The sequence below is a fragment of the Pseudomonas putida NBRC 14164 genome (assembly GCF_000412675.1).
GTDB classification, from domain to species: Bacteria; Pseudomonadota; Gammaproteobacteria; order Pseudomonadales; family Pseudomonadaceae; genus Aquipseudomonas; species Aquipseudomonas putida.
The window spans coordinates 871161-897407 of record NC_021505.1 but is presented as its reverse complement, the minus strand read 5'-3'; the positions used below and the strand labels follow the sequence as shown (position 1 = coordinate 897407).

The 26247-nt window shown below is 64.3% G+C and carries 25 protein-coding genes; 15 read left to right on the top strand and 10 right to left on the bottom strand.

Annotated elements, in window-relative coordinates; all coding sequences use genetic code 11:
* The first annotated feature begins 123 nt into the window (after positions 1–123).
* The gene (locus PP4_RS03945; RefSeq protein WP_016497984.1) at positions 124–999 is read left to right on the top strand and encodes a helix-turn-helix transcriptional regulator; all 876 of its coding nucleotides are present in this window, start codon (positions 124–126) and stop codon (positions 997–999) included.
* A gap of 28 nt (positions 1000–1027) precedes the next feature.
* Here the strand turns inward: PP4_RS03945 and PP4_RS03940 are convergent, their stop codons facing one another.
* The 6 genes from PP4_RS03940 to PP4_RS03915 all read right to left on the bottom strand — a co-directional run bounded on the left by PP4_RS03940 (position 1028) and on the right by PP4_RS03915 (position 7379).
* Entirely contained in the window at positions 1028–3418 is a 2391-nt protein-coding gene (locus PP4_RS03940) for a TonB-dependent siderophore receptor (RefSeq protein ID WP_016497983.1), read from the bottom strand.
* A gap of 201 nt (positions 3419–3619) precedes the next feature.
* Positions 3620–4600 carry a FecR family protein gene (locus PP4_RS03935; protein WP_016497982.1) on the bottom strand — a complete coding sequence of 327 codons (981 nt, stop codon included), beginning with the start codon at positions 4598–4600 and terminating at the stop codon, positions 3620–3622.
* Positions 4597–5172 carry an RNA polymerase sigma factor gene (locus PP4_RS03930; RefSeq protein WP_016497981.1) on the bottom strand — a complete coding sequence of 192 codons (576 nt, stop codon included), beginning with the start codon at positions 5170–5172 and terminating at the stop codon, positions 4597–4599. The genes PP4_RS03935 and PP4_RS03930 overlap by 4 nt, the downstream gene beginning before the upstream one ends.
* A gap of 4 nt (positions 5173–5176) precedes the next feature.
* Positions 5177–5503 (bottom strand): DUF3325 domain-containing protein, encoded by a 327-nt coding sequence (locus PP4_RS03925; RefSeq protein WP_016497980.1) that lies wholly within the window; start codon positions 5501–5503, stop codon positions 5177–5179.
* Positions 5503–7077 carry a PepSY-associated TM helix domain-containing protein gene (locus tag PP4_RS03920; protein WP_016497979.1) on the bottom strand — a complete coding sequence of 525 codons (1575 nt, stop codon included), beginning with the start codon at positions 7075–7077 and terminating at the stop codon, positions 5503–5505. The genes PP4_RS03925 and PP4_RS03920 overlap by 1 nt, the downstream gene beginning before the upstream one ends.
* Positions 7074–7379, bottom strand: coding sequence for a DUF3649 domain-containing protein (locus tag PP4_RS03915; RefSeq protein WP_016497978.1), 306 nt, complete (start codon positions 7377–7379; stop codon positions 7074–7076). Before PP4_RS03915 ends, PP4_RS03920 begins: the two co-directional genes overlap by 4 nt.
* Positions 7380–7589: 210 nt before the next feature.
* Here PP4_RS03915 and PP4_RS03910 point away from each other — a divergent pair, with 210 nt between their 5' ends.
* The 4 genes from PP4_RS03910 to PP4_RS03895 all read left to right on the top strand — a co-directional run bounded on the left by PP4_RS03910 (position 7590) and on the right by PP4_RS03895 (position 12194).
* Complete coding sequence (locus tag PP4_RS03910; protein WP_115283644.1) at positions 7590–8135, top strand: sigma-70 family RNA polymerase sigma factor; 546 nt, start codon at positions 7590–7592, stop codon at positions 8133–8135.
* Positions 8132–9058 (top strand): FecR domain-containing protein, encoded by a 927-nt coding sequence (locus PP4_RS03905; RefSeq protein ID WP_016497976.1) that lies wholly within the window; start codon positions 8132–8134, stop codon positions 9056–9058. The genes PP4_RS03910 and PP4_RS03905 overlap by 4 nt, the downstream gene beginning before the upstream one ends.
* Before the next feature lie 192 nt (positions 9059–9250).
* On the top strand, positions 9251–11575 hold the full coding sequence (gene fecA / locus PP4_RS03900; protein WP_016497975.1) for a TonB-dependent Fe(3+) dicitrate receptor FecA: 2325 nt from the start codon (positions 9251–9253) through the stop codon (positions 11573–11575).
* Positions 11576–11846: 271 nt separating this feature from the next.
* Positions 11847–12194: an HPF/RaiA family ribosome-associated protein gene (locus PP4_RS03895; protein WP_016489041.1), complete on the top strand. Its 348-nt coding sequence runs from the start codon at positions 11847–11849 to the stop codon at positions 12192–12194.
* 65 nt (positions 12195–12259) lie between these two features.
* Here PP4_RS03895 and PP4_RS03890 read toward each other — a convergent pair whose 3' ends face one another.
* The gene (locus PP4_RS03890; protein WP_016497974.1) at positions 12260–12667 is read right to left on the bottom strand and encodes a response regulator; all 408 of its coding nucleotides are present in this window, start codon (positions 12665–12667) and stop codon (positions 12260–12262) included.
* Between the two features lie 22 nt (positions 12668–12689).
* Positions 12690–12860, bottom strand: coding sequence for a Flp family type IVb pilin (locus PP4_RS03885; protein WP_016497973.1), 171 nt, complete (start codon positions 12858–12860; stop codon positions 12690–12692).
* A 292-nt stretch (positions 12861–13152) separates the two neighbouring features.
* Here PP4_RS03885 and cpaB point away from each other — a divergent pair, with 292 nt between their 5' ends.
* From cpaB to PP4_RS03845, 8 genes are read left to right on the top strand one after another with little or no spacing between them, the layout of a single operon-like run.
* A complete protein-coding gene (gene cpaB / locus PP4_RS03880; protein WP_016497972.1) occupies positions 13153–14103 on the top strand; it encodes a Flp pilus assembly protein CpaB in 951 nt (316 codons plus the stop codon).
* Positions 14104–14121: 18 nt separating this feature from the next.
* Entirely contained in the window at positions 14122–15360 is a 1239-nt protein-coding gene (locus PP4_RS03875; RefSeq protein ID WP_016497971.1) for a type II and III secretion system protein family protein, read from the top strand.
* Positions 15357–16547, top strand: a complete 1191-nt coding sequence (locus tag PP4_RS03870; protein ID WP_016497970.1) for a hypothetical protein — start codon at positions 15357–15359, stop codon at positions 16545–16547. The genes PP4_RS03875 and PP4_RS03870 overlap by 4 nt, the downstream gene beginning before the upstream one ends.
* Positions 16544–17800, top strand: a complete 1257-nt coding sequence (locus PP4_RS03865) for a CpaF family protein (RefSeq protein ID WP_016497969.1) — start codon at positions 16544–16546, stop codon at positions 17798–17800. Before PP4_RS03870 ends, PP4_RS03865 begins: the two co-directional genes overlap by 4 nt.
* Positions 17797–18678, top strand: a complete 882-nt coding sequence (locus tag PP4_RS03860; protein ID WP_016497968.1) for a type II secretion system F family protein — start codon at positions 17797–17799, stop codon at positions 18676–18678. The genes PP4_RS03865 and PP4_RS03860 overlap by 4 nt, the downstream gene beginning before the upstream one ends.
* A gap of 2 nt (positions 18679–18680) precedes the next feature.
* Complete coding sequence (locus PP4_RS03855) at positions 18681–19568, top strand: type II secretion system F family protein (RefSeq protein ID WP_016497967.1); 888 nt, start codon at positions 18681–18683, stop codon at positions 19566–19568.
* A 10-nt stretch (positions 19569–19578) separates the two neighbouring features.
* The gene (locus PP4_RS03850; protein WP_016497966.1) at positions 19579–20280 is read left to right on the top strand and encodes a tetratricopeptide repeat protein; all 702 of its coding nucleotides are present in this window, start codon (positions 19579–19581) and stop codon (positions 20278–20280) included.
* A gap of 15 nt (positions 20281–20295) precedes the next feature.
* Positions 20296–20559: a DUF3613 domain-containing protein gene (locus PP4_RS03845; RefSeq protein ID WP_041167555.1), complete on the top strand. Its 264-nt coding sequence runs from the start codon at positions 20296–20298 to the stop codon at positions 20557–20559.
* Positions 20560–20635: 76 nt separating this feature from the next.
* Here PP4_RS03845 and PP4_RS03840 read toward each other — a convergent pair whose 3' ends face one another.
* Positions 20636–21055, bottom strand: a complete 420-nt coding sequence (locus PP4_RS03840; protein ID WP_041167959.1) for a prepilin peptidase — start codon at positions 21053–21055, stop codon at positions 20636–20638.
* Between the two features lie 75 nt (positions 21056–21130).
* Here PP4_RS03840 and PP4_RS03835 point away from each other — a divergent pair, with 75 nt between their 5' ends.
* The gene (locus PP4_RS03835; protein WP_041167554.1) at positions 21131–21574 is read left to right on the top strand and encodes a TadE/TadG family type IV pilus assembly protein; all 444 of its coding nucleotides are present in this window, start codon (positions 21131–21133) and stop codon (positions 21572–21574) included.
* Positions 21571–24216: a PAS domain-containing sensor histidine kinase gene (locus PP4_RS03830; protein WP_016497962.1), complete on the top strand. Its 2646-nt coding sequence runs from the start codon at positions 21571–21573 to the stop codon at positions 24214–24216. The genes PP4_RS03835 and PP4_RS03830 overlap by 4 nt, the downstream gene beginning before the upstream one ends.
* Here the strand turns inward: PP4_RS03830 and PP4_RS03825 are convergent.
* The gene (locus PP4_RS03825) at positions 24201–26159 is read right to left on the bottom strand and encodes a pilus assembly protein TadG-related protein (protein WP_041167553.1); all 1959 of its coding nucleotides are present in this window, start codon (positions 26157–26159) and stop codon (positions 24201–24203) included. The genes PP4_RS03830 and PP4_RS03825 overlap by 16 nt on opposite strands.
* Positions 26160–26247 lie beyond the last annotated feature (88 nt).

The window sequence follows — 26247 nt, the reverse complement described above, 5'->3', positions numbered from 1 at the left end:
GCCAGTGCCACCAGTGTTTGCCCTGTGCGGCGCCTGGCGCTTGCACAAACTTGCGCTTTTCCTTTGCCGGTAGCTGTCACTCGATGCAAGGCGCAGTAGGATGGCTGGCAAGAGGAGCCCCCCATGACGCCACTCACCCAACTGCAAGTGTTCAACGCCATGCATGCCTCGCCCCACGCCAGGCTGGAGCTGAGCGCGCACCTGGGCGATGGGCTGGCGGCGGCGCTGTGGAGCAACCGCGACGATGCCCGCGACTATCAGGCCCCGACCCACCACACCCTGTCGTGCTACATCGCCGACGGTACCGGCACCTTTCGCCGCCAGCGCCCGGCCGACAAGGGCGCGCCCGGCAAGCTGTGCGTGATGCCAGCCGGGCAGGAGTCGAACTGGGTGGTCAATGGTGCAATCCGCCTGGCGCACCTGTATGTCAGCGAGGCGCAGTTCGCCCTGGGTTGTGTGCGCCTGCTCGACCGGGAACCGCGTGAACTGCAGTTGCAGGAAGCGACTTTTCTCGACGACCCGCAACAGGCCGTGCGCTTTCGCCAACTGATCCAGCTGGACTGGGACGAGCCCGGCGAGCGCTTGCTGGCCAGCAGCCTGGCCCACGAGATCGTCGACCATGCGCTGCTCAACCAGGTCGGGCTGCGCCAGGGCCTGCGCCTGAAAGGCGGGCTGGCGCCGAACCTGCGCCGGCAGCTGGTCGATTACATCGAGGTGCACCTGGACCAGCCGATTACCCTGGGCGAACTGGCCTTGCGCTGCAACCTGTCCGAATACCACTTTGCGCGCATGTTCCGCAGCAGTTTCGGCCTACCGCCGCACCAGTATTTGCTGGCCCGGCGACTGCACCGGGCCTGCCAACTGCTGCAGCTGGGCGTAATGCCGCTGGGGGAGATTGCGCTGCTGTGCGGGTTTGCCAGTGCCAGCCATTTCAGTAACCGGTTCAGGCAGGCGCTTGGTGCAACACCCGGGGAATACCGTTCGGCATTCAAGTCGTGAAACGGGGCCGCTTTGCGACCCCAAATACCTAGAATTCGAAGGTGCTGGACAGGCTCACCTGCCGCGCATCCCCGATAGCCACGAAGTACTGGTTCACCGCCGAGCTGTAGTAAACCTTGTCGAACAGGTTCTTTACGTTCAGCTGCAAACGCACGTTGTGCTCATCCAGCTTGGTCTCGTAGCTGGCGAACGCATCGGCCACGGTGTACGACGGCAGGTCGAAGGTGTTGGTCGAGTTGCCCGCCCGTTCACCCACATAACGCGCGCCTGCACCTACACGCAGCTTGTCGCCACCGAACAGGCTGCCGAAGTCGTACACAGCCGACAGCGAACCACTGTGTTTGGCAACGTTCTGCAAACGGTTGCCCTCAAGGTCCGGGTCTTTTGTAACCTTGGCATCGGTGAAGGCATAGCTGCCGATCAAGCTCCAGTGATCGCTGAGCTGGCCGGTCAGGTCAAGCTCCACACCTCTTGAATTGACCTCACCGGCATTGCTGTAGACCGTCTCGCCAGTCCCGCTGTCGAAATTGGCAACCAGCACATTACGCTTGGTGATATCGAACAGCGCCAGCGTACCGGTCAGCCGACCGGGCATGTCCAGCTTGGCGCCCAACTCCCACGACTTGCCTTCCTCAGGTGCAACGGACGCGTCCAGCACCACACCGCCAGTCAGCGGCGCAATGCTGGAGTTGGGCTTGAACGACTCGCTGTAACTGCCGTAGAACGACAGCTGCTCATCAAGCTTGTAGACGATGCCGGCATGCGGCACCCAGGCCTGGCCGCTGTTATCGGTATTGGCCGTGAACGGGCGGCCGCGGCCGGCGTACTGGTCGAACTGCTGGAAGCGTGCGCCGGCCACCAGGATCCAGTGGTCATCCAGGTGCAATGCGTCCTGCACGAACAGTGCATCGGTGCGCAGCTTGTCGGTCTGGTCGCTGTCGCTGGCACGCACCGTGCTGCCTTCCACTTCCTGGCCGTAGACCGGGTCCACATAGCTGAAAGTGGACTTGGCAGTCTGGCGAATCAGGTCGCCGCGATACACCTTGCGGTCTTCATGGTCGACGCCGAACAACAGGTCATTCTGCAGGCCGGCCAACTCCACATTACCGGCCAGGCTCAGGGTAGCGAACTGGTCACGGCTCATGGCGTTGTGGGTGCCATCGATGCTGCGTGTCAGCGTGCCTTTGGCTTCATTGACGCCGGTCACCCGTACCTGGCTGGCATCATAGGTCTCGCGGTTGAAGCTGTAGCCAAAGTGCAGCTTCCAGTCATCGGCCAGCTGATGGTCGACTTCCAGGCGATACAGGTCGGAGCGCCCTTCCATGTCGTTGAACGGCTCGTCCAGGCGGCGCGTGGCGGGGATGTTCAGCGGGTGGCCATTGCTGCCGAACGCTGTGCCCCGGTCGAAGGGGTAGAGAAACTCGCGGTGCTCGTAGGCCAGTACCACCTGGGTGTCTTCGCCCAGCCAGGCCAGCGACGGCGCCACCAGCGATTCGCGGTGCACGCCGTAGTTGCGCCAGTAGTCTTCGTCTTCATGGTCGACGATCAAGCGGTAAGCGAAGTTGCTGTCGCCCAGCGCACCGGTACTGTCGAGCCCGCCGCCACTGCCATTCTTGCCGCTGCCGTAGGTCGAGCCGCGCACGTTCAGGGCGTTGTACTGCTGTAGTTGCGGGCGCTTGCTGACCACGTTGATCACCCCGCCCGGATCCTGGATGCCGTACAGCAGCGAGGCCGGGCCCTTGAGCACTTCAACCCGCTCGGTGCTGGCGTTGAGGCTACGCCCCTGCACGATGGGCATGCCATCGCGCATGATCGAGCCGTCGCGGTTGTCGCCAAAGCCGCGCTTCATCACCGTGTCGGACGTGCCGCCAAAGTTGTTGCCCTGGGTGATGCCGCTGACGTTGGCCAGCGCATCGTCGAGGTTGCGCGGTGCCTGGTCGCGGATGACCTGGGCCGGGACCACGTTGATGGCCTGGGGGATGTCCTGATTCGGCCCCTGCCCGCGCATGATCGAAGCGCTGGCCGGGGGCTGGTAGCTGTAGTCGTCCAGCTGCGAGGTTACGTTGGTGGCCTGCAGGTTGAGGGCGCCTGAGGTGTCGGCGGGTTCGAGGGTCAGGGTGCGTGCGTCGACGCGCCGCCAAGCCAGCCCGGTGGTGCCCAGCAGCTGTTGCAGTGCCTGCTCGGCGCTGAAACGGCCATTCAAATCGGGCGCTTGCCCGCCCGGCAGTTCGAGGGTGTAAACCACGCTCTGGCCGGTGGTGCGGCTGAACGCGTTGAGGGCCTGGGCCAAGGGTTGGGCCGGCTGGGCGAAGGCATAGGCCTGCAACTGCTCGGCGGCGCTTGCCAGAGGGGCGACAGCCAAGGCCGGGACCGCAGTCAGGCCGAGCCAGAGAGGGACGCAACGCGAGGAGAACTTCATGGACGCTGACCTGTGAGAGGGTGACGATTGCGAATGAATCGCACTTTCACTCATTACACGGATGCCACGTCCTGTTACCTCACCCGTTGATTGAAATTATTTTTCCTGTGCCGGCCTCTTCGCAGCACAAGGCTGCTCCTACAGGTATTGCATGGCCCCTGTAGGAGCAGCCTTGTGCTGCGAAGAGGCCGGCACAGGCAGTTACCGGACCAGGGTCAAACGCCCCAACACGGTCTGCCGCGAAAAACCCATCACCTTGCCCAGCGAATCCAGCGCCAGCAGCGGCTCGGTCACCGGGAAGCTGCCGCTGACCTTGCGCTGCCCCAGTTCGCCATCCAGCAACAGGATGCGCCCCGGGTAATAGCGCCCAAGGTCTTCGACCACCTGCGCCAGCGGCACCTGGTAATAGTTCAGCCACCCCTGGCGCCAGGCCAGGCGGTTTTCACTGTCCACCGCCAGGGTGTCGCCTACCCTGCCTGCGCTGTAGGCCACCTGCTGGTTGGCCGTCAGCTCACGCGCAAGAGTGCCTTGCGCAGGGCTCACGCCCACACGCCCGCTGCGCACCGTCACCTGGGCGCCGTCGCCTTGCTCACGCACCTCGAACTGAGTGCCGAGCACCCGCACTTCGCCACCGCCGGCTTCGACCAGGAACGGCTCGCCGGTGTGCGTGACCTCGAAGAACGCTGCGCCATGCAACAATCGCACACGGCGCTCTCCCTGGGCAAAATCGACCGCAATGGCGCTGCCGGCATCAAGCGTCACCTGCGACTGGTCGGCCAAAGTCACCTGGCGAACCAGCCCGGCACTGCTGTAGTCGGCCTGCAGGTCTTGCAACCAGTACGCCGGGTGCCAGCCACCGGCAAAGCCCACGGCCAGCACCAGGCAGGCCGCCATCGCCAGTGCTGCCACCTGCCGCCACGGGCCGCGGGTCGGCGGCTTGGCCATGGCATCCAGGTAGCGCTGCAGGGCGTCCTGTTCTTCGTCCGCCAGGCGCGCCGCCGGGGCGGCGCTTTTCTGCCACAGCGCCTGGGCCTGTTGGTAGGCGTCACGGTGCACGGGGTCGGCCAGCAACCAGCGCTTGAACGCAGCCCCTTCGGCTTGCGCGGGCTGCTCATTGATGCGGCTGAGCCATTGCAGGGCGGCCTGGGACTGCGCCTCGGTGATCGGGGGCAAACGGCTCATCGACGGACACTCCCTGGCCGGCGTGGGGTGGACGCGGGCTCGGCAACACTCGCCTTGCACGCTTCAAGGGCGCGCATCATATGCTTTTCCACGGCGCTCTGGGACAGCTGCATGGCCTTGGCAATTTCGCCGTACTTGCAGCCGTGGATGCGGTTGAGCAGAAAGATCTGCCGGGTGCGCTCGGGCAAGGCGCGCAAGGCAGCTTCGATGCGCTGCAGGTCGTGGTCGACCTCCAGCGCCTGCTCCGGCGCCTGAGCCATGGCCGCCTCGTCCATGGGCAAAGCGGCTTCTGCCACGCGTTCGCGGCTGCCTTCACTGCGCAGGTGGTCGATGGCCAGGTTGCCGGCACAGCGCAACAGGTAGGTGTCCAGCGCCTCGACCTTGACCTCGGGGCGGCGCCAGAAACGCAGGAACAGTTCCTGTACCAGGTCTGAAGCCGTGGCGCGGCAGCCAACGCGCCGGCTGACCAGCGCCTCCATGCGCGCCCGTTGGGCCAGAAACACCTGCACGAAACGTGCGCGCCCGCCACTGCTGTCGGCTTCGGGCTCGATGATATCCCCCTGCTCGCTCACAGGTTCACACGGCAAACACGGCCAGCAACGGGCCCAGCACCACGCTGGCGGCGGCCAGGCCCAGCAGCAGACGTGGCTGGTACGGCAGGCCGAACACCCACACGGTCACCCCGGCCATCATCACTGCCGTCCATTCCACCAGGCCATGGGCCCAGCCACGCAGGTGCACGCTGAGGATCAGCGACAGCATCAGCAGCAGCCAGCCGGCAACGCGCAACTGCTGTAACTGCCCGGGGCGCGGCTTGCGCCCGAGCAAATCGCTGAAGTGCTTTTCCATGGCCAGGCACAGGGCGACAAAACCTGCGAATGCAATCAGTGCGTTACCCAGCATCAGCTCACCTGCGCCGTTTCAGTGCCCGCTTTTTTTGCCGCGCGTGGCCGCTTGGCAACCGGTTTGGGGCTGCGCAGCATCTTGCCGGCCAGCCAGGCCAGGAACAGGCCAGTACCCAGGGCCGTCAGGTCGAAGCCGGCCATGGCCCAGTCACCCGCCTGCAACGAATGGTTCAAACCCCGGTCGGTGCTCAAGCCATTGAGCAGAGGCAGCAGGGCAAAGGCCAGCGCCCCCAGCGCCAGTTGCTCGCCCCATGCCCGGCGCCCACTGCGCAGCACGGCATGCACCAGTGACAAGCCCCAGGCGATGAAGAAGGCATTGACCTCCCAGCCGGCGCGGCCCTCGACACCCACCGGGATCAGGCGGTTGGCCCAGAAGAAGCCCGCCACCGCCAGCAGCAGGCCGCTCATGCTGGCGATATTGAGCACCTCGACCAGGCGCAACTCACCCGGCATGTGCGCGCTCTTGGCATGCTTGAGCTGGCGCTTGCCCAACCACATCACCAGCCCGGTGCCGATCACCGCAGTCCCGGCGACGCCAAAGAAGAAGTACAGCCAGCGCAGCCAGGGCCCGGCAAAATTGCCCATGTGCAGCCCGGCAAAACTGAAGGCAGTCATCATCGCCCCGCTCTCTGGCTTGCCCTGGCTCAGCAGCGCACCGCTGGCGCCGTCGAACGTCCAGTTGGCACTGCGCCGATAAGCCACGTGGTCGGCAGCCGACTGGGTGAAGGTGACGCGGGCATTGCTGTCGCCGGGGTTCTGCACCTGGATGAAGCCGATACGCGCGCCCGGTTGCAGTTCCTGGACCTTGGCGTACAGGGTTGGCAGCGCAACCAGCGGCGTGGCCACCTGGGCCGCTTTGGGCGAATCGTCGCGGCCGAACAGGTCGTTGAAGTACTTGCCCGTGTCATTGCCATAGCTGGCCATGATGCCCGCCGGCATCACCATGTACATGAACAGCACCAGGCTGCTGTAACTGATCATCAGGTGGAAGGGCAGCACCAGCACGCCGATAGCGTTGTGCCCGTCCAGCCAGGAGCGCTGGCCCTTGCCGGGGCGGAAGGTGAAGAACTCCTTGAAGATTTTCTTGTGGGTGATGATGCCGGTGACCAGCCCCAGTAGCATGATGAAGGCGCAGAAGGTCGACAGCCAGCGGCCAAACGGGTACGGCATCTGCAGCTGGAAGTGGAACCGGTAGAAGAACTCGCCACCCCGGCTGTAGCGTGCTTCCACCGGCAGGCCGGTCTGCGTGTCGAGGGTTTTGTTGACGAAGCCACGCGGCCCGCCGTTGGGGTCGCGATAGCCCACGCTCAGGGCCGCCTCACGCTCGTTGGGCATGTCGATGAACCAGGAAGCGGAATGCCCGGCATTGTCCTGCAGGTATTGCTGGGCCTTGTCCAGGCTAAGGGCCGGGTCCAGGGTATGACGGCGCACTTCGGGCTGCGCCCAGTGGGTGATTTCATCCTTGAAGTACGACAGCGTGCCGGTGAGGAAGATGGCAAACAACAGCCAGCCAAAGATCAGGCCGGTCCAGGTGTGCAGCCAGGCCATCGCCTGGCGGAAGCCTTCTTTCATGGGTTTTTCATCCAGTAGGCAACGCCGCTGATCATGCCCAGCAACAGGCTCGGCGCCAACACCCCCAGCCAGGCACGCCAGGCGCTGCGACAGGCGAAGCACCAGATGAATGCCAGCAGGTAGAAGACGAACGACAACAGCAGGCCAGTCAGCGTGGCGTCGACCTTAGGCAGTGGCGCCACCAAGGCAATGCAGACGCTGGCCATGGACGCCAGCAGGTAGCCGCCCAACAGCGCGGCCAGGCTGCGTGAGGCAACGGCCAGCCGATAGCTGAGCGAGAGGCCGGCGGTTTTGCGCGTCATGGCGAAGGTCCGGGCGTTTTTGGGGCTGCAATAATAATGATTGCAATTCTCATAGGCAAAGAGTTAGCGATGTGTTGCCTGTTCTGGCCCTATCGGCAAGCCAGCCCCCACAGGTATTGCACAGGGCTTGAAGACAGCGGGGTTATGTGGGAGCTGGCTTGCCGGCGATAGGGCCGGTGGAGATTGCCGAGCATTCTGCCCTGCAATACAATGCGAACAATTCTTACTACCAGTTGCGCTACCCGGCGCCGGAGTATCACGGTGCCCAGCGCGCTTACATCCACGGTCGAAGGCCTCTACCACGCTCATCACAACTGGCTCACTGGCTGGTTGCGCCGCCGCCTGGGCTGCCCGCAGAGTGCCGCCGACCTGGCCCAGGACACCTACCTGCGCCTGCTGCAGGCCCGCGAGGCGCCACAGTTGGTCGAGCCGCGTGCGTTCCTTGCAACGGTAGCCAAGCGCGTGCTGTGCAACCACTTTCGCCGCCAGGAACTGGAGCGTGCCTACCTGCAGGCACTGGCACAGGTGCCAGAAGAAGTAGCACCGTGCGAGGAGCAGAAGGCGATCATCCTGGAGACCCTGCTGGAGCTGGACCGCCTGCTGGACGGTTTGCCGTCACTGGTCAAACGCGCCTTCCTGCTGGCCCAGGTCGATGGCCTTGGCCAGGGTGAAATTGCGCGTGAACTGGGCATCTCGCTGGCCACGGTCAAGCGCTATCTGACCAAGGCGGCCATGCGCTGCTACTTCGCCCAATGAACGCCGCGTTTTCCCCACAGGTGGCGGAGCAGGCCGTGCAATGGTTGATCGAGTCCCAAGGCGATGATTTTGACCAGGCGCAGCGGTTGGCGCTGGAACACTGGCTGCGGGCCGACCAGGAGCACCAGCGTGCCTGGGCCCATATCCAGCAGGTAAACCAGCGCCTGCATGGGGTGCCCTCGCCGGTGGTGCACGCGACACTGCAAGCCCCCCACTCGCCCGCCCGGCGACGCGCGCTCAAGGCATTGCTGCTGGTGGGAGTGGCCAGTGCCACCGGTCTGGGGCTGCAACAGCACAACCCGATGCCCGGCCTGATGGCCGACTACCGCAGTCCGGTGGGGCAGCGCCGGCGCATGGGCCTGGAAGATGGCAGCGTGCTGCAACTTAACACCCGCAGTGCCGCCGACGTGCGCTTCGACGGGCAACAGCGCCGGGTGCGTTTGTTCGAGGGCGAACTGGCGCTACAGGTGGCCAGCGATGCCCGGCCGTTGCTGCTGCGCACCGGCGAAGGGGCCTTACGCCTGGACAGCGGGCGCTTCAATGTACGCCAGTTCGATGGCTACAGTCTCGTGTCGGTATTCGAGGGGGTGGCCAGCGTTGCAGGGCAACCGTTACTGGCTGGGCAGCAGGCACGCTTCACGGGTGCCTGGCGGTCGACTTCTGCGCTCGACCGCAATGTGGGCGCCTGGGTCGACGGCATGCTGGTGGCCTCGCAGATGCGCCTGGCGGATTTCCTGGCAGAGCTTGGGCGCTATCGCCACGGGCAGCTGGGGTGCAGCGAGCGGGTCGCCGACTTGCGCATCTCCGGGTCGTATCCGCTGGATGACAGTGAGCGCATCCTGCAAATGCTGGAGGTAGCACTGCCAGTGCGGGTGCGACGGTTCACCCGGTACTGGGTGACGGTGGAGCCAACAATGAGCTAAAGCAGGCCTGGCCTCTTCGCCGGCAAGCCAGCTCCCACCTTGAGCGCATAGGCCTTACGTCATGTGCATTCCCCGTGGGAGCTGGCTTGCCGGCGATGAGGCCGGTACAGGCAAATTATTTTCAATCAAGTGAGCCATTTTCCCAACCTTGCGTGACAGACATGGCAGAACCCCTCTCTCAGGACCCGACCCATGCCGTTGCGCCCCAGCCCCCTCCTCCACGCCCTGCTGCTCACCACCACGCTCGGCCTGGCCATGCCCGCCGCCCATGCCGAAACCCGCAGCTACCATATCGCCGCCGGCTCGCTTGAAGACGCACTCAACCAGTTTGGCCGCGAAAGCGGTGCGTTGATTTCGTTCGGCTCGCAACTGACCCAAGGCATCAGCACCCAGGGGCTGGACGGCCAGTACGATGTGCGCCAAGGCCTCGACGCGTTGCTGCGCGGCAGCGGCCTGCAGGTGCGGCAGGAAACCGACAATGCCTTCAGCTTGCAGCCAATCGGTAGCCCCGTTGCTGGCGCCCCGGTCGAGCTCGGCGCTTCCACCGTGGTCGGCGACTGGCTGGCAGAAGCGCAGCAGGACAATGTGTTCGAGCACCCAGGCGCCCGCGACGTGGTACGCCGTGAAGAGTTCGAGCGCAGCGGCGCGACCACCGCCCGCGAAGTGCTCAACCGCATCCCCGGGGTGAATGCCCCCGACAACAACGGCACCGGCAGCCACGACCTGGCGCTCAACTTCGGCATTCGCGGCCTCAACCCGCGCCTGGCGTCGCGTTCGACCGTGCTGATGGATGGCATCCCGGTGCCGTTCGCCCCGTATGGCCAGCCGCAGCTGTCGCTGGCACCGCTGAGCATGGGCAACATGGACGCCGTGGATGTGGTGCGCGGTGGCGGCGCGGTGCGCTACGGCCCGCAGAACGTCGGCGGCATCGTCAACTTCGTCACCCGGGCGATCCCCGAGCAGGCCACCTTCAAGGCCGCCATGCAAAACCAGATCAGTCCCTCCTCCAGCCACGACGGCTTCAAGAACAGCGCCAACCTGCTGGTCGGCGGTACCAACGACAACGGCCTGGGCGGCGCACTGCTGTACTCCGGCACCCGTGGTGGCGACTGGCGGGAACACAGCGACACGCAGATCGACGACCTGATCCTCAAGGGCAAGCTGCAACTGGATGAAGCCAACAGCCTGCATGCCATGGCCCAGTACTACGAGGGCGAGGCCGACATGCCCGGTGGCCTGAGCACCGCCGACTTCGCTGCCGACCCGTACCAGTCGACGCGCCTGAAGGACAAGTTCTGGGGCCGCCGCACGCTGTTCAACTTCGGCTACGACTACAAGCAGGACGACCGCCAGTTCAGCGTCAACAGCTTCTTCACCAAGACCCTGCGCAGCGGCTACCTGGACCAGGGCAGCTTCGTTTCGCTGTCGCCACGCGAGTACTGGGTGCGCGGCATCGAAACCCGCTTCTCGCAGGGCCTGGCGCTGGGCGATAGCTGGCACGAACTGGGCGTTGGCTATCGGTATGTCAACGAAGCCGGCCACGAATTGCGCTTCCGCGAGCCGGTGAACGGCAACCTGCCGACCACTGCCAGCCGCAACGACCGCGACACCCGTGGTAGCACCGAAGCCCACGCCATCTACCTGGATGACCGCATCGACATCGGCCGCTGGACCATCACCCCGGGCGTGCGCTACGAGATGATCGACTCCGAGCAGAGCAACAAGCTCAACGGCCAGCGCTACCAGGGCAGCTACAACACCGCGCTGCCGGCGCTCAACGTGATGTACCACCTGACCGACAGCTGGAACCTGTACGCCAACACCGAGGGCTCGTTCGGCAGCGTGCAGTACAGCCAGATGCCCAACCGCGTCAGCAGCGGCGAGGTAAAACCGGAGAAGGCACGCACCTGGGAAGTCGGCACCCGCTACGACAACGGCGACCTGCAGGCCGAGATTGGCGCGTTCCTGATCAACTTCGACAACCAGTACGAAAGCAACCAGACCAACGACTCGGTAATTGCCCGCGGCGAAACCCGTCACCAGGGTATCGAAACCAGCGTCCGCTATGCGCTGGATGGCCTGAGCCCGGCCCTGGCCGGCTTCGATGTGCACGCCAGCTATGCGTTCGTTGACGCCACCATCCGCGAGGACGGGCCGAACAAAGGGAACCAGGTGCCGTTCTCGTCGCGGCACAAGGGCAACCTGGGCGTGGGCTACACCGATGGCCCTTGGCAGCTGAACCTGGACGGCAGCTTCCAGAGCAGCCAGTACGCCGACAACGCCAACACCGGCACCGAAAGCGCCGATGGCAGCACCGGGCGCATTCCGGGTTACATGCTGGTCAGCACCCGCGCCGGGTACGATTTTGGCGCGCAGCTGTCGAACCTGAAGGTGGCGGTGGGCGTGAAGAACCTGTTCAACCGCGAGTACTACACGCGCTCCTACGATGACAACAACAAGGGCAAGTACGTGGGTGAGCCGCGAACGCTGTATGTGCAGACGTCAGTGGAGTTCTGATCAATTGTAAGGGGCCGCTATGCGGCCCTTCGCGGGCATGCCCGCTCCCACAGCAACCGCGCCAGCTCAAAGTCTGTGTAAACCCTGTGGGAGCGGGCGTGCCCGCGAAGGGCTGCACAGCAGCCCCATTTGCAACAAGAAATTTATTTTCAAAAAGGGCTTGAATTCGGTCTGCGGTTGCCTGACCTTAGAGTCAAGAGGCGCAGAAATTCCAAGGGTCTCAAAGGCCTAGGCGCGTCTCCATGCGAGCAAGCTGAATAAGGATTGAATCATGCAAATCCAGGTCAACAGCAGCAACCATTTCGAAAGCAACGCCCGTCTCGATCAGTGGGTCCGCAGTACCCTGCAGAGCTCTCTGGAACGTTACGAAGAAGACCTCACCCGCATCGAGGTTCACCTGCGCGACGAGAACGGCGCCAAGCCCGGACCGCATGACAAACGCTGCCAGATGGAGGCTCGCCCCAAAGGCCACCAACCGATTTCCGTGACCCACACTGCCACTTCTGTAGACCAGGCAGTCGACGGTGCCGCCACCAAGCTCAACCACGCGCTGGAACACTTCTACGGCAAGCTGCGCAGCAAGCGCGGCGCCCTGGAACTGAGCGACCCGGACGCCTGACCCCAGCAATGAAAACGCCCGGCCAAGTGCCGGGCGTTTTTATTTAAGGCCATTCAAGGGCTCCCTCAATTCACTACCCTCAGCCTTGGCACGGGGAACAGGTTCTCCAGGGTTGTCAGCAAACGCTTGTGATAAAGCGGCTTGCGAAAAAAATCCACCACCTGCAGGTGCAGCAGTTCGCTGACATCATCCAGGTCGGCCTGCCCGGACATGACAATCACCGGCAGGTGCAGCCGGGCCGTATGCTCGCGCATGCGCCTGATCAAACCGATGCCGCTTTCCTCGGGCATACGCAGGTCGGTGATCACCAGGGCAACGTCCGGATGACGGGTAAGCTGTTGCAAGGCAGCCTGTACCGATGTCGCGGTCAGGCAGGCGAAGCCTTCGTTCTCTAAAAGTTCGGCCAGCTCCAGCAGAACGTCCTGCTCGTCATCCACCAAAAGGATCTGCTGGCGCGAGGAGGCGTTCTGCATGGCGTTGGCTCCTGTTCAATGGTCAAAGGGCATTTTTGATCGTGGTGAAGGTGGCGTTGACGGCCGTGGAGATGTCCCCGACGAATGCGGCCAACACCACTGCAACCATCGTCGCGATGACCGCGTATTCGATACCGGATGCTCCGTCCTTGCGATGCAGGAAGTTCATGCAGTGCAAAATGAACAGTTTCATGGCTCAGCTCCTTGCGGCATGCATGCCGGCGATGGCGGTATCAAAGTGACACCTATTTGCCATCAGCATCGTCAAGCTGGAGAGGTCTGCAAATGTATTAAAGGATTAATTACAAAGTATTAATTCCCGAGAATTAACACCCGTAAAGATGCTAACCCGCTGTATTTCCTCGACTTACTCACAATCCCTAAAAAAACCGCCTTGGCTCATGGCAAATGGTGAGGGCTGGGCTACCGTCCTATAGCGAAATAGTGACTTTTTGCCATCAGTCGACGCGTGCAGGGAGGCCGGGATGAGTAGTCGCTTGACCCTGATACTGGCGGCATTCTTCCTGCTGGCAGCACTGCTGGCAGGCTACTGGGGCATTGTGCTCAGCCGCCCTGCTGCTGTGCCTGCACCGGTTCCCCCTGCGGGCGAACAACCGGTTGTCGCCGTCGCCCCACCCCCCGCCGCTCCACCGGAGCCACTGCGTACAGCCGTCGTCGTCCTGCGCAAGGCACTGCCCGCCAATACGCCGATCACTGAAGACGATGTGCTGATCGAGCGCCTGCAGGTAGCCCCCGCCGGGGCCTACCAGCAAACCGCCCAGGTGATCGGGCGAACCAGCGCCAGGCCACTTGCCGCGGGCACCTGGCTGGATGAGTCCAGCTTCCAGGCCGGCGGCCCGCTGGCGCGGATGATCCGCGCCAACGAGCGCGCCGTGGCTGTCGGTGTGGACGAAGTGGTCGGTGCCGCCGGCCAAGTGCGCCCGGGTGACTACGTGGATGTGTTGCTGTTCCTGCGTGAAGAGCCCAACAACCCTCAGTCCTCCGCCCAGGTGGTGCTGCCGGCCTTGCGCGTGCTCAGCGTCGGCGAGCAGACGGGCCTGGCCAACGATGGCCGCCCGGCGCAGACCGCCGAAGAGCAAAAGGCCCGGCGCGAACAGGCCAGCATGAGCGGCAACGGCACCCGCACGGTAGCGCTGGCAGTACCCGAGGCCTTCGCCAGCCGCTTGATGCTGGCTGCACAGGCCGGCACGTTGCGCCTGGCCGTGCGCAGTGCCGATGAACAACGCCTGGCCCGGTACTGGAACGAACCCGATGTAAAACCGCAGGTAGAAGCCGCCAACCGCGAACTCTATCGCTTCAGCCAGCTGTCCCAGTCGCCGGTGGTCAACGCTGCCAGCCTGGCGACCCGTAACCCCACACCCGCCATGCACATCATCCGTGGCGCACAGGCTGACGATACGAATAAAACCCCCTGACCCGGCAAGGATGCAGCGATGCGTAGTTCCTTTTTGAGACAAGCATGTTGTACCGGGCTGCTGGCCGCGCTGTTGCCCCAGGCGCAGGCGGCGGGCAAAGGCTGCGAAGCGATCAGTCAGCTGCCGTCGGTCATCGAGATAGACCAGGGCCTGCAGCAGGAACTACGCCTGCCGCTGGCGATCAGCCGGGTTGCCGTGGGTGAGCCGAAGGTGGCCGATGTGCAGGCCAGCGGCGAGCGCGGCGTGGTAATTACCGCGGTGGGCCAAGGCAACACCACCCTGATGCTGTGGACGGCATGCGCCCCGTCACCGCACCGGGCCATGGTATTCGTCAAAGGCCGGGCCAGTGCCGACATGGCCGAAGACAGTTTTTTGCCGTCGCAGGATGCGCAACTGATAAGCCAGGTGCAGGCCGACATCCGCTTCGTGGAAGTACGCCGCACCAAATACAAGGAGGCCGGTGCACGGTTGTTCTTCAAAGGCTCCAACAATAGCCTGATCGGCTCGCCGGGCACCGTGCCCGGCACGTCCGTCAGCCCCGGTTCGGTCCCCAACGTAACCCCGTCGATCCCCCTCGACGACACCGTCTTCAACATCGTCTGGGGCGGCGGCAGCAGCCGCTTCCTGGCCATGATCAACGCCCTGGAAAACAGCGGCTTCGCCTACACCCTGGCGCGCCCCAGCCTGACCGTGCTCAGCGGCCAGACTGCGAGCTTCCTGGCGGGCGGCGAAATCCCGATCCCGGTGCCCAGCGCGGGCAGCGACAACGTGTCGATCGAATACAAGGAATTTGGCGTACGCCTGGCGCTGACACCAACCGTCATCAGCCAGGGCAGGATCACCCTCAAGGTGGCGCCGGAAGTCAGCGAGCTGGACTACAGCAACGTGGTGACCATCGCCGGCACGCAGGTGCCGGGTTTGACGGTAAGGCGCACCGACACCAGCATTGCCCTGGCCGATGGCGAGAGCTTCATCATCAGCGGCCTGGTCAGCAACAACACCCGTTCCGCCGTAGACCGCCTGCCTGGCCTGGGTAGCCTGCCGGTACTGGGCGCGTTCTTCCGCAACTCGGCCATGCGCCGCGAAGAAACCGAACTGCTGATGATCGTTACCCCGCACCTGGTCCAGCCGCTGGCCGCCAACGCCCGGCTGCCGCAACTGCCGGGCGAGAACCTGCGCACCTACGACCCCAGCTGGGGGCGCCTGTTCTTCCTGGAGAACGGCAACTTCGATGGCCAAGGCGGGTTATCCCAATGAACGAGAGCCTGAACCCCACCTTCCTCGCCATCACCCGCAACGAGGAGGACCTGCACTGGCTGCAAGGCGCACTGGCGCCGCAAGGCCAGGTGATCGGTGCCAGCGCCGGCAGCCTCGACGAGCTGCTGGCGCTGGTCAACGCCACCTTCAGCAACCTGATGTTCATCGGCCTGGACCGCGAACAACTGGTCAGCCAGTGCGCCTTGATCGAAGGGGTGCTGGAGGCCAAGCCGATGCTGGCGATCGTCGCCCTCGGCGATGGCATGGACAACCAACTGGTGCTGCACGCCATGCGCGCTGGCGCCCGCGACTTCGTCGCCTATGGCTCGCGCGCAAGCGAAGTGGCCGGGCTGGTGCGCCGCCTGGGCAAGCGCATGCCGGCGGTGGCCAGCAACCCCGCCCTCGGCGGGCTGACGGTGCTGTTCGGCGTACAAAGCAGTGCCGACGGGGCATTGCTCACTACCCACCTGGCCCGGGTGGTGCAGGAGAGCGGCCAGCAAACCCTGTTGCTGGACCTGGGCCTGCCGCGTGGCGACAGCCTGGCACTGCTCGGCCTGGAAGCGTCGTTCTTCTTCGGCGACGCCCTGCGCCACTTGCGCCGCCTCGACACCACACTGATCGACAGCGCATTCACGCGCGACAAGAAAGGCTTGCGCCTGCTGACCTACGCCGAGGCCGACGACCCGCTGCAGCAGACCAGCGCCGCCGAGCTGTACATGCTGTTGAGCGCCCTGCGCCAGCATTTCCAGCACATCGTCGTGAACCTGACCGGGCATGCCGACAGCGAAGCCCTGCGCACGTTGGTGAGCCATTGCGACAAACTGATCGTCTACACCGACCAGAACATCCTCGACTGCCGGCGCAACCTTGAAGTGCTCGACCTGTGGCGTGACCACGGCATGAAACTGGAGCACGCCAGCCTGTTGGTGGACCGTTATCTGAACAACGTTGCACCCGACGCCGATACCCTGGCCAAACGCTACGGGCTGCCCTTGCTCAAGGCCATCCCCTACAGCCCGGAAGTGCGCCTGAACGTGAAAAACCAAGGCCTGAGCCTGTTCGAACTGGCCCCGCGTGAAAACCTCACTCAAGCCCTGCGCAGCCTGGGCGAACGCCTGGCACGGCGCTCGGAAAACCTCGCACCACCCGCCTTCACCTGGCTGCGTCGGCTTTGGGGGAGCAAATGAGCAATGACCAACCCTTTGGTGGCCCGCAACACGCCTCCGGCGACCCCTACGCGCTAAAGCGTGCACTGCACCGCTTTGCCATCGACGCCATCGAGGACAGCGGCCGCAACCTGCTCGAAGGCGCCCGTCCAGCGCTGACCCAGTTCGTGCTGGAGCAGGTGGGCGACTACGTCGCGCGGCTACGCCTGGCCATGTCGCGCTACGAAATGGAGCGCCTGGCCGAAGAGCTGGTGGATGAGCTGACCGGTTTCGGCCCGCTGGAAGTGTTGCTGCGTGACCCCACCGTCACGGAAATCCTGGTCAACGGGCCGCACCGGGTGTTCGTCGAACGGGCGGGCCTGTTGCAGCAAACCGACCTGCGCTTTATCGACGCCCACCATGTGGAGCGGGTGATGCAGCGCATCCTCGCCCCGCTTGGCCGGCGCCTGGATGAATCCTCGCCAATGGTCGACGCGCGCATGCCCGATGGCAGCCGGGTGAATGCGATCATTCCGCCTGTGGCACTGGACGGCCCGTGCCTGTCGATCCGCAAGTTCCGCCAGGACATGCTCAAGAGTGCCGACCTGCTGGCCACCCGCGCCATCGACCAGCACATCTTCGACTTCTTCGAGCGCGCCGTGGGCAAACGTTGCAACATTCTGGTCAGCGGCGGTACCGGCACCGGCAAGACCACCCTGCTGAACATCCTCAGCCAGATGATCGCGCCCCGCGAACGCCTGGTGACCATCGAAGACGTCGCCGAACTGAATTTGCACCATCCCCACGTGGTGCGCCTGGAAACCCGCCCGCCGAATGCCGAAGGGCATGGCGAAGTCAAAGCCAGCGAACTGATCCGCAACGCCCTGCGCATGCGGCCCGACCGCATCATCCTGGGTGAGATACGCGGCAGCGAAGTGCTCGACGTGCTCACCGCAATGAACACCGGCCACGATGGCTCGATGAGCACGGTGCACGCCAACACCGCCCAGGATGCGCTGCTGCGCCTGGAAACCCTGGTCGGCCTGAGCGGCCGGCAGATTGCCGAAAAGACCATGCGGCAAATGGTTTGCGCGGCGCTGGATGTGGTGATCCAGCTGACCCGCCTGCCCGATGGCCGACGCTGCGTCAGCGAGGTGCTGGAAGTGGTCGGCGTGCGCGATGAGGTGTACGTGACCAACACCCTGTTCCGCCTCGATCGTCGTGGCGGCGATACCTTTCTGCGCGAAGCCCCCAACCCGGCAGGCAGCAAGCTGCACGCAGAGGGCCTGCTGTGACCGGCCCCGTGCTGCTGGCACTGTCCCCGCTGTTGCTGGGCGTGGCCTTGCTGCTGCTGCGCCGTGGCCTGTACAAGCGGCAAGAAGAGCGCATCCTGCAACGCCTGGGGCGGGCGTTCAGCATTGTGCGCAATGGCACCGCCCGGCGCGAATGGCTCGACGCCCTGCTGCAACGCGCCGGTTTGGGGGCTATCGACTTTGAGCCACAACGCTGGTTGCTGGCGTGGCTGGCCGTGGTGCTGCTGGCGCTGATCGTTGCCGGCTGGGTGGCCGCCTTGATGCTGCTGGTCGGCCTGCCGACCCTGGCGTACCTGATCCTGAGCTGGCAAAGCCGCCGGCGGATGCGGCAAATCGTCGACCAGTTGCCCAGCCTGCTGGACTACAGCGTTCGCAGCCTAAAGGCCGGCCGCACCCTCAACGACGCGGTGCTGGGCGGTATCGACAGCAGCCGCGACCCCCTGCGCTCCGCCATGGCGCGGGTGCGGCGCAACGTACAGTTGGGCGTGGCGCTGGAGGATGCCGTGAGCGAGCTGGCCGAACTGCACCAGCAGGACGAACTGCGGCTGTTCGCCCTCGGCTTGCGCATCAACCAGCGCTACGGCGGCAATGCCAGCGAACTGATGGAAAACCTGATCAAGCTGATCCGCGAGCGTGAACAAGGGGCGCGTCAGCTCAAGGCGATGACCGGCGAAACCCGCATTACCGCGATCATTCTCGGGTCGTTGCCGCTGGCCATGGTCGGCTACTTCATGATGGCCAACCCGCATTACCTGTTGGCCATGTGGCGCGACAGCAGCGGCCAGATGATGCTGTTGCTTGCCTTTGCCCTGCAGGTGCTCGGTTGCCTGGTGCTGTGGCGAATGATGAGGAGCCTGTGACCATGGCCTTGCTGATCTGCGCCCTGTGCCTGTTCATCGCCGCCAGCCTGTTTGGTCTACAGGTTATTCGCCAATGGCGAGCGCGGGTACTGGTGACCCGACGTCTGCAAGGGCGACTGACCCGCGACGAACGCCTGGGCGACTGGCTGCAGTGGCTGGGCAACAGCGTGTGGGGGCAGCGGCTACAGAAATTCGACGGCGAAAGCCAGGCCCTGCTTGAGCGGATCGGCTGGCGCCGCAGCCGCCAGCGCGCCCTGTTTGCCGCTGTTCAGCTGGGCCTGCCGCTGCTGGCCGTGGCGCTGACGCTGTTGTTGCAACAGGGGTTCAAGGGCAGCGCCGCGGCCGGCTGGATGGTCTGGCCATTGTGCGCACTGGGCGTCGGTTACCTGTTGCCCAAACGCCTGCTGGCCGTGGCTGCGGCCCGTCGCCAGCGGCGCATCGCAGAAGAGGTCAGCCTGATGATCCCCTTGCTGCGGATTCTCTTCGAGACCGGCCTGGCCGTTGAACAGGCACTGCGCGTGCTGAGCCACGAAGGCCGGACGCTGATCCCGCACATCAGCGCAGAGCTGCGCCAGGTGCTGCAGCGGGTGGATTCGGGCATGGCGCTCGGCCCGGAACTGGAAAAGGTCGCCCGGTTGCTGGCTGTGGATGAGTTCACCGATACCTGCGTGATCCTGCGCCAGTTGCTGACACAAGGCAGCGGCGCGATGAAGTCGTTGCAGGCACTGAAGGCGCTGCTCGACGACCGTCGCCTGACCCGTCTGCAAGAACGGGTATCGATGATGTCGGCAAAGATGTCGGCAGTGATGATGGTGTTCCTGTTTCCGGCCTTGCTCATTGTCCTTGCCGGGCCAGGCTTTTCTGCATTGGCGCGGGCGTTGAGCCCATGAGGACTGATTGATGAAGACAATCCTGTTGTGCGCAAGCCTGGTGTTGCTGACCGGATGCGCCGGGCAACAGCCCGAAGGCCTGCGCCAGTTGTTCGCCACCGCCAGTTGCAGCAAGCCGGACGCCGACCAGCAACTGGCACTGAACCTGGCAGACGAAATGCTCAACGACGGGCGCCCGCACGCCAGCCTTGCCCACCTGCAGCAACTGCCGGACACCTTCGACCAGGTGCGCCTGCGCAAGGCCAAGGTGTCACGGCTGCTTGGCCTCAGCGAGGCCGAGCCCTTGTACCGCAGCCTGCTCGGCGGTTGCCTGGCTGCCGAAGGCGAGCACGGCCTGGGCCAACTGGCATCGGCCCGCGGTGACGACGTACAGGCCCTGCAAAACCTGCAACGCGCCGTACGGCTCGCGCCTACCGACGAGCGGGTGCGCAACGACCTTGGCGTGGTGCTGATGAACCTGGGGCGCTATGACCAGGCGCGCTTCGAGTTGCTGACGGCAATCGAACTGAAGGACGACAACACGCTGTCTGCGGTCAACCTGGTGACCTTGGCGCTGGTGCAGGACAACTGGCAGCAGGCCACCGACCTGGTCGGCCGGCTGCAGCTCAAAGCCGGGCAATTTGCCGAAGCCCAGGCGCGGGCCGGCAAGATCAAGGCCGGCGGCCGAGGCCCCATTGCATCGGCCAGGGCCCCGGACATGATGGTCAATTGATACGCGGAGGTGATCATGATCAGGTACGTGATGCTACTGGCCTGCTGCTTAGGCAGCGCGACGTTGATGGCCGAGGAATACCCGCGCCATGCCGCTGCGGATGAGACGGCCACCGAACGGCTGTTGCGCGTGCAGTCCAGCGGCGAGCAGGCATCCACGCGCCTGCAGGTGCAAACCGCGCGGGAGCGTGACCAGTCCATGCAGCGCTGGCTGGATACGTACAAGTACGAAATCCCCGACTTCTACCGCTGGACCAAGATGACAGAGCGGAATAATTAGTTCGCGGGTATTTTTGCGTCGCTTGGGAGATCGAGCGCCGCCCGCGCGGCGCTCGATCTAACAGGCGACGCGATACTCAAAGCCAGGCAAGCGAAACGGCAAAACCGGCCAGCAAAAAAGGCGCAAACGGCCTCTTCTCCCCCGGCTGGCGTGCCCTGCGCCGCATCATCTGCCATGCCACCAGTGCCACTCCGGCACCAATGAAGGTACCGAGAACGTGGTCCACGCTGGTAGCCAGCGCCAGCGCGCCAAGCAGCTTGACGTCCCCAGCCCCGAACTGGCCGAGCATGTAGCCAGGCAGCGTCAGTAGCAAAACGATGACGAAAGCCAGTGCCGCATCGCTGCCCTTGGCACCTAGCCAGCTGTGCCCGGTGGCCAGCAACCAGGCCAGCGCACAGGCGGCAACACCGAGCGTAAGGACATTGGAAATCTGCCGCTCCCGGGCATCCTGACCGGCGCACAACGCAAGCCAGACAAGCACTGCAAGGCTGTGTATAGGCAATTGGCCATCCCTGTTCGTCGATCGGTTCTATGCTGTTACTCAGGATTCATGGTCAGGGTAGACGCAATCATGAAAGCAGGCCCGGCAAAACGGCAAAACGGCGCAGCGGCCATTGAGTTCGCGGCCGTATTCATGATTTTTTTCGCGGTGTTCTACGGCCTGGTCAGCTACACCTTGCCCATGCTGATGCTGCAGTCATTCAACCAGGCCAGCGCCGAAGCCGTGCGGCGCTGCGTGGCCCTGGACCCGAACAGCGCCAGCTACACCACCGATGTGCAGAACCTGGCCCACCAGGTCATCGGCCAACAGTTGCAGTGGATGCCCGCCGCGTTCAACTTCCAGCCCGCCAGTGACGCGCAGGTAACCCTGGGCGCCAACAAATTGCTGACCGTGACCATCAATTACCCCAAAACGAAACTGACCAACGTGCTGCCAATGCTCGTCCTGCCGCTGATCGGTGAAGTGCCGCGCCTGCCCGATCGCCTGCGGGCCGAAGCGAGCTTGCAGCTATGAGCGGCCTTTTCGATCGCTGGCTGGGCGGCCCGGCCACCGCGCAGGCCGAGCCGGCCCCGCAAGCGGTGGGCCTGCAACTCTGGCTGGATGACCAGGGGCATGTGCTGCGCCTGGCCGGGCCCCTGCGCACGGTGCTGCCTGCAAATTCACACAGCGCCCCGCGTGTGCATGACTACCTGCAACAGCAAAGCTGGCTGGTACTTGAAGGCCCCCCCGCCGACTGGCAGGGGCAACCGCTGGACCTTGATTTTGCGACCGTGCACGGCCCTGCCCTGCACACCCGTGGCTGGCTTCAGCGACAGGCCGATGGCTGGCTGCTGCAGGTGTTCGATATCGGTGACCTGCTGGGCGAACGCGAGCAGCACGGCCATCGCCTCACCCAGCAGAAGCTGGCAACGGAGCTTGGCCGCAGCCTGCGCGACTGCGACGAAGAACGCCTGCTGCTGACAGCCACCGAACAACTGCAGCAACTGGCCGAGCACTGGCATGCCGGCTCTGTGCGCCTGATGCTGCCGGGCGATAGCGGCTGGTACACCTACACCTGCAGCGACAACGACTGGCCCTGGGCCGAGGACGAGCGCTTGCGCCCCTGGCTGCAAACACTACCGCCTCGGGGCCGCGAAATAGCTGCTGGAAACCCGCTGTTGCAGCCATCGTGCGCCGGTTTGCCATTGTTGGCCGTGCCCTACCTGCACGGCCATACCGTGCAGGCCTGGTTGCTGTGCGCGGGCGCGCCACGGCCGCCGACCAGCGAAACGGTCGCTGCCTTGCTGCAGGCGCTGATCGAGCCCCTGCTCACTCGCCTGCGTCAGCAGCAGTTGCGGCAACGCTCACGCCACCTGGATGAACTGCAACAGCAGCTGGGCGCTGGCTGGTGGTCATGGCCCCTGCAGGGGCCGCTGCAGTTTGACCCGGCCCTGGCCTTGCGCCTGGGCGTACCGCCGGAAGCCACCGCCGAGCAATGGTTGGGGCGCTTGCACCCGGCCGACCGCGAAGCCGCACGCATGGCGCTGGAGCAACTGCGCGAAGGCATCGCCTTGAACCTGAGCCTGCGCCTTCTGCCAGCCAACAGCCTGGCAAGCCCGCGCTGGCTGCAGTGGGTAGGCCAGTTGCAAGGCCGTCAGGTCCAAGGATTTCTGCTCGATATCAGCGCGCTGAAGGCCCAGGAGCTGCAGGCCGGCGCCGCACGCGCGCGGCTGGAAAACCTGATCGCCAGCTCGCCCGCAGTGATTTACGTCCAGCGCTATGCCGAAGGCGCACTGCACAGTGAATTCTTCAGCGCCAGCCTGACGCCACTGCTGGGCTGGGAGCAGGACAGCGAACAGGCCCGCCAGCCAGGCCAGACGCTGCACCCCGACGACCGCTGGTTGTGGCTGGAACGCACCCGCACGCTGTTGCGCGACGGCCAGGCCCGCAGCCGCTACCGCCTGCGCGACCACCTTGGCCGCTACCACTGGATACTGGACGAAGCCCGCCTGCTGCGTGACGACCTGGGCCAGCCTGTCGAGGCAGTCGGCCTGTGGCTGGACGTCAGCGAAGCGACCGAGGCGGCCGAGCAAGTGCGCCAGAGCGAGGAGCGCTACCGCGTGCTGGTAGAAGACTCGCCGGCCATGATCTGCCGCTACCGCCCAGACCTCGAACTGCTGTTTGGCAACCACCCGCTAGCCGAACAGCTGGAGTGCGCACCCCAACAATTGACGGGCATGAACCTTGGTCAGTGGCTATCCGACAGCCAACGTGCGGCCTTTCTCCAGCGCCTGGCGCGGTTGACGCCGGCGCAGCCCTTGGCCAGTGCCGAAATCTGCCTGCAACTGCCCGGGCGCAGAACAGCCTGGTGGGTGTGGGCCGAGCGTGGCCTGTTCGATGAGCACGGCCAGTTGCAGGAAGTGCAGGCGGTGGGGCGCGACAATACCGAGGTACGCCACAGCCAGCAGCAACTGCTGCAAGGGGCCAAGATGGCCACCTTGGGCGAATTGGCAACGGGCCTGGTGCATGAAATCAACCAGCCGTTGAGCACCATGCGCCTGGCGCTGGTCAATACCCTCAAGCGCCTGGAAAGCGGTGAGGTCGATGCCGAGTACGTGACGGGCAAGCTGCAACGCATCGACGCCCAGGTGGAGCGCGTGGCGCACCTGGTGGAGCACCTGCGCACCTATGGGCGCCGCTCCGAGGTCGAACAGCATGTGTTCGCGGCGTGGGTAGCAGTGCACGGTGCGCTGGGGTTGCTGGCGGAAGGGTTGACCGGCAAAGGCGTGGCATTGCACATCGAAGAGCCCGACCTGTGCCCGGAAGTACTGGGCCATGAGGACCAGCTCGAACAGGTGCTGATCAACCTGCTGGTCAATGCCCGTGATGCGCTGCTCGAACGGCGGGTTGCCAAGCCGCGGATCAGTGTGAGCCAGCGCGTCGAGGAAGGGCAACTGTGCCTGCTGGTGGAAGATAACGGCGGCGGCATCGACCCGCGCCTGCTCGAGCGCATCTTCGAACCGTTCTTCACCACCAAGCCCGCCGGTATGGGCACCGGCCTCGGTTTGTCGGTCAGCCACAGCATCGTCGAAGCAATGGGCGGCCGGCTGGAAGCGCACAACGGCAACGAGGGGGCATGCTTGCGGGTGTGGTTGCCGCTCTACAACGCCAGCTGAGCGCGGCCGCCAGAGCAACTGAGGTTGGCGCCGACTTCCGCGTTGACCAGGTCGATGCCCAATACTTTCAGCAGCACGTTCACCAAGGGGTCAAGCAAGGGGCTCAGCAGGTTTTTGATCAGGGGCTCGACAATGCCCTTGACGCCGCTAAGCACGCTGCCAACGATAACCAGCACGTCGCCGAGGCCGCTATTGACGGTGGGTTTGTAAGCTTCCAGTTGTATGCCTTGCAGCGTGTCGGTGAGGCTGCCAACCACGTTGCTGTTGGCGGTTTGCATGCTTTGGTAAGCGGGGGTAAGGCCAATGTTTGGCGGGGTGCTGTTGGGCGCCTGGAAGATCAGCGGGCGCTCCACGGCACCGCTGCCCAGCAGCTTGCTGTTGACCCGCAGGCCGAGGCCGCCGCCGACGAAGGGAATACGGGCCTCACAGGTTGCAGGCAGTATCAAAAGCCGAGTGCATCGCTTGGAACCGATGTCTACCAACGGTAAAGCCTTTACGGCCGTGGTGCCATTGGTGAAGAACGCATTGGCGGACTCAAAACGCCCGACTGCAACCTTGGCCGCTGAGCTCTGGGTTTGCGTCGTCAGACGCTTGGGTGAGCAACTGAACGTATCGGGTGATTGGGGGTTGAGACGCGTGGTGGCCTCGGCAACCTCCAGCCCTATATCCAGCGACAGTTTATCTGGCACCAGAATGATGTCACTGACCGTGCAGGGTATGCCCACCAGGCAGAGCACCGATTGCAACGTGCTGGCCAGGTTCAGGCTGAGCAGGTTATTGATCACGTTGGTCAGCGGCGACACCAGGTCGAGCACTGCGTTGGCGAGCCCGAACACCGAATCCAGCAATGGCAACTCTAGCGAAATCATCGCCCGCACCTGTGCGGTATGCACCCGCAACTCATTCGTGCGCGGGTCGCCCACCGCCGAAATCTGCTGAGGCTCGATCACCTTCAGACGCACCCGGCCATTGACCAGCCCTAACACGGTTATGGGTAAATCCACCGTTGCCGCACTTTCGCTGACCGCCAGCTGAATGACTCCCTGCACCAATTGCAGCAACTGAATATTGGCGTCCAGCCCGGCCTGCGCCGTACCGTTCTGAATATCGAGCAAGTCGCCCAGCTGCAGCAACGTACTGTTGCTGGCACCGAGGGCCAGCTTGCCAAGGTTGGTCACCACATTTGCCGCTGCACCGCTCTGCTGCAACACCTTTACAGCCGCTTGCAGCAATTGCGTAGCGGTGGCGTTGGCAGTGAGCAATTGCTGGTAGTCGCCTGCCTTGAGCTTGAGGTCGATGGCCAACTGGTCGAGATAGTGGAGCAAATTGAGTTGGGTGCTGGCGATGCCTTGCCAGCCGGCTACATCAAGCTGAACGGAACCGCCCAAGGCGCCGAGCAGTGCATTGAGCAAAACCGACTGCCGCGAATCGACGGTCGCCAGCGTGGTCCGAATGGTCAACATCGCCTGCGGCGGCAGCGGCGACGATGCCACCGCGTGCGCCTGCAAGGTCGTGGTCAACGGCACACCACTGCCCTGCGCCAGGCTATACACCCCCGCCGCAACACTGGTGGGCACCGTGTTGCTCACATCCACGCGGATGGCTTCATTGCGATTGTTGTCACTGGTGAAGGTGCGCAAGCTGTTGGCGCCGGTCTGCAAGTACCCGCAACTTGTGGTCAGCGGGTTGCTGGCCGCGTGGCCGTTGCGGGTGGCGGCGGTGCGGGCAATCGCGTTGGCCTGGGGCCCGCTGCCAGTGCACACGGCAAACTGGCCTGCCGCCTCCAGCGCCGACATGTCGGCAATGCGCTGCAGCTTGCGCTGCTCCAGGTACAGGCGGCCGCTGTCGATCACCACCAGCATGAACAACAGGGCAAGGCCCAGGGTTATCACCGCCATGAGGCCAATTGCGCCACGTTGACGGGCTGCAGATGAGGGAACCACGGGCACTCCTTTGCCGGCCACTGGCCATGCGTCGCGGCTGCGATTCAAGGAGTGTAGTTGCGATAATGGCTAATTGCCTTGCAGGAAC

Bases quoted from the DNA above. Each gene is read 5' to 3' on its own strand.
- PP4_RS03910 (WP_115283644.1), top strand. From the start codon at position 7,590: ATGCGAACAATTCTTACTACCAGTTGCGCTACCCGGCGCCGGAGTATC.
- PP4_RS03850 (WP_016497966.1), top strand. From the start codon at position 19,579: ATGAAGACAATCCTGTTGTGCGCAAGCCTGGTGTTGCTGACCGGATGC.
- PP4_RS03940 (WP_016497983.1), bottom strand. From the start codon at position 3,418: ATGAAGTTCTCCTCGCGTTGCGTCCCTCTCTGGCTCGGCCTGACTGCG.
- PP4_RS03905 (WP_016497976.1), top strand. From the start codon at position 8,132: ATGAACGCCGCGTTTTCCCCACAGGTGGCGGAGCAGGCCGTGCAATGG.
- PP4_RS03845 (WP_041167555.1), top strand. From the start codon at position 20,296: ATGATCAGGTACGTGATGCTACTGGCCTGCTGCTTAGGCAGCGCGACG.
- fecA (WP_016497975.1), top strand. From the start codon at position 9,251: ATGCCGTTGCGCCCCAGCCCCCTCCTCCACGCCCTGCTGCTCACCACC.
- PP4_RS03925 (WP_016497980.1), bottom strand. From the start codon at position 5,503: ATGCTGGGTAACGCACTGATTGCATTCGCAGGTTTTGTCGCCCTGTGC.
- PP4_RS03885 (WP_016497973.1), bottom strand. From the start codon at position 12,860: ATGAAACTGTTCATTTTGCACTGCATGAACTTCCTGCATCGCAAGGAC.
- PP4_RS03890 (WP_016497974.1), bottom strand. From the start codon at position 12,667: ATGCAGAACGCCTCCTCGCGCCAGCAGATCCTTTTGGTGGATGACGAG.
- PP4_RS03945 (WP_016497984.1), top strand. From the start codon at position 124: ATGACGCCACTCACCCAACTGCAAGTGTTCAACGCCATGCATGCCTCG.
- PP4_RS03935 (WP_016497982.1), bottom strand. From the start codon at position 4,600: ATGAGCCGTTTGCCCCCGATCACCGAGGCGCAGTCCCAGGCCGCCCTG.
- PP4_RS03835 (WP_041167554.1), top strand. From the start codon at position 21,131: ATGAAAGCAGGCCCGGCAAAACGGCAAAACGGCGCAGCGGCCATTGAG.
- PP4_RS03920 (WP_016497979.1), bottom strand. From the start codon at position 7,077: ATGAAAGAAGGCTTCCGCCAGGCGATGGCCTGGCTGCACACCTGGACC.
- PP4_RS03855 (WP_016497967.1), top strand. From the start codon at position 18,681: ATGGCCTTGCTGATCTGCGCCCTGTGCCTGTTCATCGCCGCCAGCCTG.
- cpaB (WP_016497972.1), top strand. From the start codon at position 13,153: ATGAGTAGTCGCTTGACCCTGATACTGGCGGCATTCTTCCTGCTGGCA.
- PP4_RS03870 (WP_016497970.1), top strand. From the start codon at position 15,357: ATGAACGAGAGCCTGAACCCCACCTTCCTCGCCATCACCCGCAACGAG.
- PP4_RS03895 (WP_016489041.1), top strand. From the start codon at position 11,847: ATGCAAATCCAGGTCAACAGCAGCAACCATTTCGAAAGCAACGCCCGT.
- PP4_RS03915 (WP_016497978.1), bottom strand. From the start codon at position 7,379: ATGACGCGCAAAACCGCCGGCCTCTCGCTCAGCTATCGGCTGGCCGTT.
- PP4_RS03875 (WP_016497971.1), top strand. From the start codon at position 14,122: ATGCGTAGTTCCTTTTTGAGACAAGCATGTTGTACCGGGCTGCTGGCC.
- PP4_RS03865 (WP_016497969.1), top strand. From the start codon at position 16,544: ATGAGCAATGACCAACCCTTTGGTGGCCCGCAACACGCCTCCGGCGAC.
- PP4_RS03830 (WP_016497962.1), top strand. From the start codon at position 21,571: ATGAGCGGCCTTTTCGATCGCTGGCTGGGCGGCCCGGCCACCGCGCAG.